The sequence below is a fragment of the Blastomonas sp. CCH1-A6 genome, from assembly GCF_001556365.1.
In the GTDB taxonomy this organism is placed as follows: domain Bacteria; phylum Pseudomonadota; class Alphaproteobacteria; order Sphingomonadales; family Sphingomonadaceae; genus Blastomonas; species Blastomonas ursincola.
In genome coordinates, this window is the sequence record NZ_LSIS01000276.1 from 1 (window position 1) to 9,692 (window position 9,692).

Below are 9,692 nucleotides of genomic sequence, written 5' to 3' on the forward strand. Positions count from 1 at the left end.
GCCGACGACCACCAGCGTCGGCGTCTTCACATTGGCGACCAGCGACAGCGGCGAGCGCGCCCAGTAGCTCGCCTGGTCTTCCCAGGGCAGCTTGCCGAACCAGTATTTCGCAAAAAAGGCCGGGCCATCGGCGGTCAGGGCCTGGCTGGTCCAGTTGATCACAGGCTTCTGGGTGGCCGCGGCCTTGAACCGCGTCGTCTTGCCCACGATCCAGCTGGTCAGCACCCCGCCGCCTGAACCGCCCGTGACGAACAACTGGTCGGGATCGACAACGCCATCGGCAATCGCCTTGTCGACCATCGAGATCAGATCGTCATAGTCATTGCCCGGATAGGCATGGTGGATGAGGTTGGCGAATTCCGCGCCATAGCTGGTCGATCCGCGCGGATTGACCGAGAGCACGGCATAGCCTGCAGCGGCATAGAGCTGGTTGTCGGTCGAGAAATGCGGGCCATAGGCAGCGAAGGGTCCGCCATGGATTTCCAGCACCAGCGGCACGCGCTGCCCGGCTGCATAGCCCGGCGGCAGGGTCAGCCAGCCTTCGATCTCGCGGCCATCGAACGACGAGGCGACGGTCATCTTGCGCACTTCGCCCAGCCGCTTCGATGCCATGAGTGACTGGTTGAGCCGGGTGAGCATCCGCGTCCTGCCCCCGTTCGCCAGCATGACATCGGCAGGCTTGGTCGCATTGCCGCCCGAATAGGCGATCGTACCGTTCTTCGCGACGCTGAACGATCCGCCCGAATAGGGCCGGTCGAGCGCCGGGCCGGTCAGCCCGCGCACGATCTCGCGCACCGATCCGTCGAGGCCGATGCGCGCGACCAGCGTTTCGCCATGATCGTCATATTGCGCGATCAGCGCCTGGCCGTCGGGGGCCCAGACGATGCTGTCGATGCTGCGGTCGAGCGACGGGGCCACCGCTCGTTTGCCGCTGCCGTCGCGGTTCATCACATAGGCCTGCGCGTTGTGATAGCCGAGCAGCTTGTCGTCGAAACCGAGATAGGCGATTCTGCTGCCATCGGGCGAGACGACGGGCGAAGCGTCGGGCCCATCGCGATCGGTCAGCGCGGTGATGCTGCCGGTGGCGATGTCGAGCGCATAGATCTCGGCGTCCTGCGGGTCGTTCTCCCAGTTGGGCGAGCGGTTGCCACTGAAATAGAGCGTCTGCCCGTCCTTGCTCCAGGTCAGGCCGCCGCCGTCATGATAATCGCCGAAGCTCAGCTGGCGGGGCGCGCCGCCGGTGGCGGGCACGACGAAGATCTTGTCGAAACCGGGCTTGAGATAGCCCGCACCATCGGCGCGATAGGTCAGCAGGTCATAGGTCTCGAGCGGCGCAGACCAGGTCGCACCCTCGGGCTTTTCGGGCGCCTTGCCGAGCTTCAGACCCTCGGCGGGCACGAACATCGTGTACGCGACCTGGCTGCCATCGGGCGACCAGGCGATATTGCCGGGGCTTTCGGGAAGCCCCGTGATCCGCACCGACTGGCCGGTGCCGACCCAGCGGACATAAAGCTGCGGCGCGCCGCCCTCGGCCGTCGAGACATAGGCCAGGCGCTTGCCGTCGGGCGACCAGCGCGGCTGGCTGTGACTGCCGGGTCCGGCGGCAAGCGGGGTCAGTTCGCCGCTGGCATTGTCGATCAGCCAGATCGACGAGACCGCCTTGTCGCTCATCACGTCATTGGCGCGGCGCACGAACGCGGTCCTGCTGCCATCGGGCGAGATCTGCGGATCGGCGGCGACCTCGAGCGAGAACAGGTCCTGCCCGGTCAGCCGCGTATCGGGCACATTCTGCGCCAGCAGGGGGGCGGGGCTGGCACAAGCAAGCAACAGGGCGGCAAGACGGATCGTGCGCATGGGGCAGGCTTTCTATTGGAAGAACAAGGGCTTGGATGGGTGTCTAGCGCGGATCGTGCGCCCGGTTGCGGCCCGCGTCAAGCCTGTCGCTCGCCCTTGCGGAAAGGCAGCATCTCGGTCAGCATCTCGCGATCGGCAGCGACTGCGGCGCGCTCGCGCTCGAGGAAATCGGCGACCGCGCGGCGAAATCCTGGATCGGGGAGATAATGTGCCGACCAGGTGAGCTCGGGCGCATAGCCGCGCGCCATCTTGTGCCCGCCCTGCGCGCCTGCCTCGACGCGTTTGAGGCCGCGCGCTAGCGCCGCGTCGATCGCCTGATAATAGCAGAGCTCGAAATGCAGGAACGGCTTGTCGACGGTGCAGCCCCAATAGCGGCCATAGAGCGTGTCGCTGCCGATGAAGTTGAGCGCGCCGGCGATCGGGTGACCTTCGACCTGGGCCAGGATCAGCAGGATGCGGTCGGCCATATTCCGGCCCATCAGGCTGAACGCCTCTCGGGTCAGGTACGGATGGCCCCATTTGCGCGCGCCGGTATCCTGGTAGAAGATCCAGAACGCATCCCAATGCGCCTCGGTGATGGCGTCGCCGGTCAGGTGGACGATCTCCACACCTTCCTGCGCCCTGGCCCGTTCCTTGCGCAGATCCTTGCGCTTGCGCGAGGTGAGCGAGCCGAGAAAGCCCTCGAAATCGCCATAGCCGTCGTCATGCCAGTGGAATTGCGTGTCCGACCGCATCAGCCAGCCCGCCTGTTCGAACAGCGGCAGCTGCGCAGGCTCGATAAAGGTCGCGTGGACCGAGGACAGGCCGTTCTGGTCGGCAAGATTTTCGGCCGCGCTCAGGATCGCAGGTGCCCATTGCGGATCCGCGAGCAGCAGGCGCGGACCGGTTGCAGGCGTGAACGGCACCGAAATCTGCAGCTTGGGATAATAGTGCCCGCCGGCATTCTCCCAGGCATGCGCCCAGCTATGGTCGAAGACATATTCGCCCTGGCTGTGGCTCTTCAGATAGGCGGGCAGCGCGGCGACCAGCCGGCCATCCTCGCCTTTGATCGTGATCGGCGCGGGGTTCCACCCCGTACCGCGCCCGACGCTGCCCGATTGCTCGAGCAGGCTGAGAAAGGCGTGGCTGACAAACGGATTGTCGGGTCCGGCCAGCGCATCCCATTGCGCCGCATCCAGCGCGGCAATGCTGCGACCGACCTCGGCGGTGATCGCACGCTCGCTCATGGCTGGGGCTGGCCTCGCTCGTAAATCGGTGCGTCGGCATATTCCGCCGCGATCGCGTACTGCTCGTCGGTGCGCACGGTCCAGGTCAGCACCGGCAGGCCTCGCGCGCGCTGGGCGGTCGCGAAGCTGCTTGGCAGGTCGCGAATGTCGTAGGCGAGGAAATCGGGCTTGGCCTGCCACAGGTCGCGATGGTGGCGCAGATTGCCCTTCCAGCCGCGTGCCTCCTCTTCGGTGATGACCAGGCCACGGGTGATGTGCTTGGCCTGGCGCCGGAACCAGGCGCTGACGGCAGGATCGAAGCTCATCACCGCCGCCTTGCCGCCATAGCCTTCCAGCGCGCGGCGTACCGCGAGGCACAGGGGCGCGACATGGCCGCTTTCGGTCTTGATCTCGATCAGGATCGGCGCGCGACCGCGCACCACGCCCAGCACCGCGCCCAGCTCCGCAATCGCGCCATTCTGGCCGAGCAGGCGGATTTGCGTCAGTTCCGCCGCCGTCTTGCTGGCGACCCGGCCCTGCGCCAGCGTCAGCCGACCGAGCGAGAAGTCGTGGAACACCACCGCGCGGTTGTCGACGCTGCGCTGGACATCGCATTCGATGCCATGACCTGCCGCGATCGCCGCGGTGAAGGCGGGCAGGGCGTTTTCCAGCACCGGGCCATCCCACATGCCGTCATGCAGGCCGCGATGGGCATAAGGCTGCTCGCCCAGCCAGGCGATGCGTCGCTGCGCTGGCGCGGGGGCCAGCCAGCGGTCAAGCAGGCCGAACGGCGACAATGGCATCGATCTCCACCGCAGCGCCCAGCGGCAGCACCGGTACGCCGACGGCGCTGCGCGCGTGCTGACCTGCGGGGCCGAACACCTGCACCATCAGGTCCGATGCGCCATTGGCGACCTTGGGCTGCGCATTGAATTCGGGGGTGCTCGAAATGAACGCGCCGAGCTTGACGATCCGCTCGACCCGGTCGAGCGAGCCCAGCGCCGCCTTCATCTGCGCGATCAGCATGATGCCGCAGGCGCGCGCGGCGGCTTCGCCCTGCTCGAGCGAGACATTCTCGCCGAGCCGTCCGGTGACGACCTTGCTGTCGATAAAGGGCAGCTGGCCCGAGATATAGAGCAGGCCGCCCACCTCGACCGCCGGGACATAGGACGCGACGGGTGCAGCGGGCTGGGGCAGTTCGACGCCCAGTTCGGCAAGTTTCTGTTCGATCGTATCGGTCATGGTCGTTTCAAGTCCTGCAGGAAAAGGGGATCAGGCGGCGGCCGGGATGCCGGGCGCCTGTGCGCCGTGTGCGAAGCGCTCGAGGATCCAGGCGAGCGCCTCGTCCCAACGGTCGATGCGTGCATGGGCGTGCCCGGCATTGGCAGCGCAGGCGATATGTGGCGCCAGGCCCTCTTCGCCCACCATGTGCAGCCGCCAGACATGCGGCACATGCTCGGCGGCGGATTCGTGATGCTGGGGCAGGTCATCGACAAAGATCGCGACGCTGGGATTGTGTTCCTCGACGATGCGCTTGAGCGGCTCGCCCTTCGGCCCCTGGTTGCACACCACGCGGTGGTGGAGGCCGAACCGCGCGAGCTGCTCGCTGCGCGCCTGCTGGCGGTTATCCATCAGATTGGTCAGCACGACGATATCGGCATGCTCGCCGATAGCCTTCAGCGCCTCGACCGCCCCCGTGATGGGCGTCTGGCGGTGCATCTCGGTATCGAAAAATGCACCCAGCAGCGGCCAGATATCGCCAGGCTTCACCGCCTCGCGCGTCTTGCGGTCGATCAAGGCCTTGGCAAAATCGCCGCCCGAAAAGTCGAAATCGATATCATGTTCCTCGTCCAGCCACGCCTTGAACGGCGCGACCATGTACAGCAGCACCTCGTCGCAATCGGTGACCAGCAGGGGGCGGGAAGGGGAATTCGTCGCGCTCATCAATACTCCATCTCGTTCAATGCTGGCGTTCCAGCTCGATCCGCGCATTGACCAGCCGTACCGGCGTCGTGCCGATCGCATCTGCCGCCGCCACCAGATCGGCCTCATAGCCCTCCAGATAGCGGATGATCTCGGACAGGATGCGCGGGCTGTTGGCCCCTTCGCGCAGGTCTTCCGCCGTCATGCCGGTCAGCGCCAGCAACCGCGAAGCGCGGTCCTGATCAACGAGCAGCCATCCCAGTGCCATCAGCGCGAGAGTGGCTGCGTCATCCTTTCCGTGCTCGCCTGCACCGATTGTGTCGCCCACGGCTTTCGCCTACATCCCCAGTTGTTATCAACGCCCCCGGATAGTTCGACCCGGCAGAATTGGATAAGCGGTTCAGTGGCAAAAAGAGTGCTGGTTGTCGAGGACAACGACCTTAATCGCAAACTTTTCTGCGATCTGCTCAGCGCACACGGCTTCGCGGTCGAGGGGCTGGCCGATGGCCGCGAGGTGATGGAGCGCGCGCGCCAGTTCGTGCCGGGGCTGATCATCATGGACATCCAGCTGCCGCATGTCAGCGGGCTGGAACTGATCGAGGCGATCAAGGCCGACCGCGACCTGCGCCTGATCCCGATCATGGCGGTGACGGCCTATGCCGGCAAGGGCGACGAGGACCGCATCCGCGCCGCCGGGGCCGAGGGTTATGTGTCCAAGCCCGTCTCGATCGGACCGTTCATGGCGGCGGTGAACGCGCTCGTCTGAGCCGCGCCCACCGCCTGCATGTCCGTCAGATCCGCTCGATGATGATCGCAGGCGCCATGCCGCCCGCCGCGCACATCGTGATCAGGCCATAGCGGCCGCCCGAACGCTCGAGCTCGTCGAGCGCGGTGCCGATCAGCATCGATCCGGTCGCCCCGATGGGATGACCCAGCGCCATCGCGCCGCCGTTGATGTTCACCTTCTCGCGGTCGAGATCGAGGTCGCGGATGAACTTTTCGGCGACCACGGCGAAGGCTTCGTTGATTTCCCAGACGTCGATATCGTCCTTGGAAAGGCCAGCGCGCTCGAGCGCCTTCTTGGCCGCAGGGACGGGCGCGTTGAGCATCAGCGTCGGGTCATCGCCCATGTTGACATAGGTAACGACGCGCGCGCGGGGCTTGAGGCCGTGCTTGTCGGCATAATCCTTCGAGGTCAGCAACAGCGCGGCGGCGCCGTCGACCACGCCCGAGCTGTTGCCCGCGTGATGGACATGTTCGATCTTGAGATCGGGATAGCGGCGGTTGATCTGCTTGCGGAAGGTGGTGCCGCCGATCTCGAAATCGGCCATGCCGGCAAAGGCGGGCTTCAGCGCGGCCAGGCTTTCGGCGGTGGTATCGGGCCGGGGGAATTCTTCCTTGTCGAGCGCGACGCTGCCGTCGGGATTGTGCACCGGCACCACCGACTTGTCGAACCGGCCCTCGGCGATCGCGCGCGCGGCGCGCTGCTGGCTGACCAGCGCCAGCGCATCGAGATCCTCGCGCGAAATCCCCTCCATCGAGGCGATGGCATCGCCGCAAACGCCCTGGTGCGATTGCGGATGCAGTTCGTCCAGCGCCGGGTTGTGCGATCCCATCAGCGGCGGCGGCATGCCGGCATTGGCTTCGGCGGCGGCGACGACCTGGGTATAGCTCATCATCTCGGTGCCGCCGGCGATGACGCAGTCTTCCATGCCCGACATGATCGCAGCGGTCGCAAGGTTCACCGAGGTGATGCCGCCGCCGCAGAACCGGTCCAGCGTCATGCCGCTCGCCTTGATGTCATAGCCCGCCGCCAGCGCCGCCATACGGCCAAGATCGCCGCCCTGCTTGCCCTTCTGCGTCGAGGTCGACCAGATCACGTCGTCGACGGTGGCGGTGTCGAGGCCGTTGCGCTCCTTGATCGCCCTGAGCACGGTGGCGGCGAGATCCTGCGGGTGCAGGTGCGACAGCGCGCCCTTGCCGGGCTTGCCGACCCCGCGCGGGGTGCGGACGGCATCGATGATATAGGCTTCGGCCATGTTCAGGCTCCTCTCCAACTGGTTTAATCGCTCGGTTAAACCAGTCAGGAGCGCCCGGCAAGCCTATTCCAGCGTCTCGAGCATTTCGTTGCTCTCGAGCCAACTCGCCTCGACCTCTGCCAGTTCGTCCGCGATCTTCGAGCGACGGCGCGAGAGCTCGCTCATCGTCAGCTTGGCCAGTTCGCCGCTCGCCGAAGAGGGATCGAACATCGCGCGGTCGATGTCGCTCATCCTCGCCTGGAGCGTCGCGATCTGCTTTTCGGCCGCGCTGACCTTGGCGCGGACCTGGCGCAGCTGTTCGCGGCGTTCGGCCTCGGCCTTCTTGTCCTTTTTCGCCTTGGGCTTCGCCTCGCCCTTGGGCTGGTTCACCCCCAGGATGAAGTCGATATAGTCGTCCATGCTGCCCGCATATTCGGTGGCGGTACCGTTATCGACCAGCACCAGCCGGTCGGCGGTCAGCTCGACCATGTGACGGTCGTGGCTGATCAGCAGCACCGCGCCCGAATAGTCGTTGAGCGCCTGGACCAGCGCCTCGCGCGCATCGACGTCGAGATGGTTGGTCGGCTCGTCGAGGATCAGCAGGTGCGGCGCATCGCGGGTGATCAGCGCCAGCGCCAGCCGCGCGCGCTCGCCACCCGACAGGGTGCCGACCTGCGATGTCGCGCGGTTGCCCGAAAAGCCGAACCGGCCGAGCTGTGCGCGCACCGCCGCCGGGGTCTTGCCCTGCATCGCGCGGGTCATCTGTTCGAGCGGGGTGCTGTCCGCCTCCAGCTCCTCGACCTGATACTGCGTGAAATAGCCCACCTGCATCTTGCCCGCGGTGTTCATCGCGCCGTCCATCGGCGCGAGCTGCGCGGCAAGGAGGCGCGCGAGCGTGGTCTTGCCGTTGCCGTTGCGGCCGAGCAATGCGACCCGGTCGTCGGGATCGATGCGCAGGTTCAGCCGCTGCAAAATCGGCTTGGCCTCGGCATAGCCCACCGCTGCCAGATCGAGCGTGATCAATGGCGGCTTGAGCTCTGAGGGGCTCGGGAAATCGAAGCTCAGCGACGGGTCTTCGATCAATGCGGTGATCGGCTGCATCTTGGCGAGCATTTTCGCGCGCGACTGGGCCTGCTTTGCGGTGGAGGCGCGGGCCGAGTTGCGCGCGATATAATCCTGCAGCTTGGCGCGCTGGGCGTCCTGCGCCTGCTTGGCGGCGGCGAGCTGCGCCGCGCGTTCGGCGCGCTGGCGCTCGAAACTGTCATAGCCGCCGGGATAGAGCGTCACCTTGCCGCCCTGTAGGTGCAGGATATGGTCGACGACATTGTTGAGCAGGTCGCGCTCGTGGCTGATTACGATCAGCGTGGCGGGATAGGCCTTGAGGAAATTCTCCAGCCACACCGTCGCTTCGAGGTCGAGATGGTTCGACGGTTCGTCGAGAAGGAGCACGTCGGGCTGCGAGAACAGCAGCGCGCCCAGCGCGACGCGCATCTTCCAGCCGCCCGAAAAGCTGTCGAGCGGGCGGTTCTGCATCTCCTCGTCGAAGCCTAGGCCGGTGAGGATGATCGCCGCGCGCGAGGGCGCGCTGTACGCGTCGATCGCGAGCAGGCGTTCGTGCACATCGCCCAGCCGGTCGGGATCGGTGCAGGTCTCAGCCTCCTCGAGCAGGGTGGTGCGCTCGACATCGGCGGCGAGCACGGTATCGAGCGGCGTCCTGTCGCCATGCGGTGCTTCCTGCGCGACATAACCCAGCCGTGCGAGCCGGGGCATCTCGATCTCGCCGTCATCGGGCTCGAGCTCGCCGATCATCACCTTCATCAGCGTCGACTTGCCTGCGCCGTTGCGGCCGATCAGGCCGACACGACTGCCCGGCGGGATCGCCGCCGTCGCGCCGTCCAATATGGTGCGGCCGCCCAGGCGCACGGTGATGTTGTTCATCGAAAGCATGGGCTGCGCCTATCAGCAGACGCGCCATTCGCCAAGCGGTCCGATGCTGCGCCGCAGCGAAAAGGCTTGCACCCGCATGAACGGGGTGCGCGATCCGATACACTTTGCGACACTTTTGCCGCGCGCAAGGCAAATCTGTGCGACAATAGCGGGCTAGAACAGCGGTCATGGGAGCCGCTTCGGACCATGATCTGCCCCCTGCTAGCCTGGTCCGGAGCGGCTTCCGCCCCCAAGACGGAATTGAAGGAATGCCCCCCATGAAGAAGACCCTCATTGCCGGCGCTGCGCTGGCTGCAATGCTCACCGGCAGCATGGCGCTGGCGCAGCCCGCCCCTGGCCAGAAGCGCGGACCCGATGCCAATCAGGACGGCGTCGTCACGCAGGAAGAGGCGCGCGCGCAGGCTGCGAAAATGTTCGAACGCATCGATTTCAACAAGGACGGCAAGATCGACAAGGCCGATCGCGACGCCCGCATGGCCGAACGTTTCAAGCAGATGGACACTGACGGTAGCGGCGAGGTCAGCCTTGCCGAGATGACCGCCGCGCGCGAAGCGCGTCAGGCCAAGCGCGCCGAGCGCATGGCGATGCGTGCCGATCGTGGCCCGGGCGAGCCGGGCGCGCGCATGGGCGGCAAGCGCGGCGGTCGCGGAATGGGCATGCGTGGCCATGGCGGTATGCGCGGCGGCATGATGCGGCTCGATGCCGACAAGGATGGCGCAATCACGCTCGCCGAGTTCGAGGCGGG

Annotated in this window: 10 protein-coding genes; 2 read left to right on the plus strand and 8 right to left on the minus strand. The window is 66.2% G+C overall.

Translation table 11 applies throughout. The features are described 5' to 3' along the window. The 6 genes from AX735_RS13195 to AX735_RS13220 all read right to left on the minus strand — a co-directional run. The coding region (locus tag AX735_RS13195; protein ID WP_066280994.1) for an alpha/beta hydrolase family protein at positions 1-1,854 on the minus strand (1,854 nt) is incomplete at its 3' end. Positions 1,855-1,931: 77 nt separating this feature from the next. Continuing rightward, positions 1,932-3,080 carry a GNAT family N-acetyltransferase gene (locus AX735_RS13200; protein WP_066280997.1) on the minus strand — a complete coding sequence of 383 codons (1,149 nt, stop codon included), beginning with the start codon at positions 3,078-3,080 and terminating at the stop codon, positions 1,932-1,934. Continuing rightward, the gene (locus AX735_RS13205) at positions 3,077-3,862 is read right to left on the minus strand and encodes a glycerophosphodiester phosphodiesterase family protein (protein ID WP_066280999.1); all 786 of its coding nucleotides are present in this window, start codon (positions 3,860-3,862) and stop codon (positions 3,077-3,079) included. The genes AX735_RS13200 and AX735_RS13205 overlap by 4 nt, the downstream gene beginning before the upstream one ends. Next, on the minus strand, positions 3,834-4,301 hold the full coding sequence (locus AX735_RS13210) for a RidA family protein (protein ID WP_066281001.1): 468 nt from the start codon (positions 4,299-4,301) through the stop codon (positions 3,834-3,836). The genes AX735_RS13205 and AX735_RS13210 overlap by 29 nt, the downstream gene beginning before the upstream one ends. 30 nt (positions 4,302-4,331) lie before the next feature. After that, on the minus strand, positions 4,332-5,003 hold the full coding sequence (locus tag AX735_RS13215) for a hypothetical protein (RefSeq protein ID WP_066281004.1): 672 nt from the start codon (positions 5,001-5,003) through the stop codon (positions 4,332-4,334). A gap of 16 nt (positions 5,004-5,019) precedes the next feature. Beyond that, on the minus strand, positions 5,020-5,310 hold the full coding sequence (locus tag AX735_RS13220) for a DUF3572 family protein (RefSeq protein ID WP_066281007.1): 291 nt from the start codon (positions 5,308-5,310) through the stop codon (positions 5,020-5,022). 75 nt (positions 5,311-5,385) lie between these two features. Between AX735_RS13220 and AX735_RS13225 the strand changes: the two genes are divergently transcribed. Beyond that, positions 5,386-5,748, plus strand: coding sequence for a response regulator (locus tag AX735_RS13225; RefSeq protein ID WP_031318539.1), 363 nt, complete (start codon positions 5,386-5,388; stop codon positions 5,746-5,748). Positions 5,749-5,773: 25 nt separating this feature from the next. On the opposite strand, the gene AX735_RS13230 is transcribed toward AX735_RS13225, so the two are convergent. Together AX735_RS13230 and AX735_RS13235 are read right to left on the minus strand one after the other, a co-directional pair. Next, the gene (locus AX735_RS13230; protein ID WP_066281008.1) at positions 5,774-7,021 is read right to left on the minus strand and encodes an acetyl-CoA C-acetyltransferase; all 1,248 of its coding nucleotides are present in this window, start codon (positions 7,019-7,021) and stop codon (positions 5,774-5,776) included. 63 nt (positions 7,022-7,084) lie between these two features. Beyond that, positions 7,085-8,947 carry an ABC-F family ATP-binding cassette domain-containing protein gene (locus tag AX735_RS13235; RefSeq protein ID WP_066281010.1) on the minus strand — a complete coding sequence of 621 codons (1,863 nt, stop codon included), beginning with the start codon at positions 8,945-8,947 and terminating at the stop codon, positions 7,085-7,087. 257 nt (positions 8,948-9,204) lie between these two features. On the opposite strand from AX735_RS13235, the gene AX735_RS13240 reads away from it, so the two are divergent. Next, a partial coding sequence (locus tag AX735_RS13240) for an EF-hand domain-containing protein (protein ID WP_066281017.1) occupies positions 9,205-9,692 on the plus strand: 488 nt, incomplete at its 3' end.

Excerpts from the sequence above, each read along its gene's own strand:
- AX735_RS13215 (WP_066281004.1), bottom strand. The coding sequence starts at position 5,003 with ATGAGCGCGACGAATTCCCCTTCCCGCCCCCTGCTGGTCACCGATTGC.
- AX735_RS13200 (WP_066280997.1), bottom strand. The coding sequence starts at position 3,080 with ATGAGCGAGCGTGCGATCACCGCCGAGGTCGGTCGCAGCATTGCCGCG.
- AX735_RS13230 (WP_066281008.1), bottom strand. The coding sequence starts at position 7,021 with ATGGCCGAAGCCTATATCATCGATGCCGTCCGCACCCCGCGCGGGGTC.
- AX735_RS13210 (WP_066281001.1), bottom strand. The coding sequence starts at position 4,301 with ATGACCGATACGATCGAACAGAAACTTGCCGAACTGGGCGTCGAACTG.
- AX735_RS13205 (WP_066280999.1), bottom strand. The coding sequence starts at position 3,862 with ATGCCATTGTCGCCGTTCGGCCTGCTTGACCGCTGGCTGGCCCCCGCG.
- AX735_RS13235 (WP_066281010.1), bottom strand. The coding sequence starts at position 8,947 with ATGCTTTCGATGAACAACATCACCGTGCGCCTGGGCGGCCGCACCATA.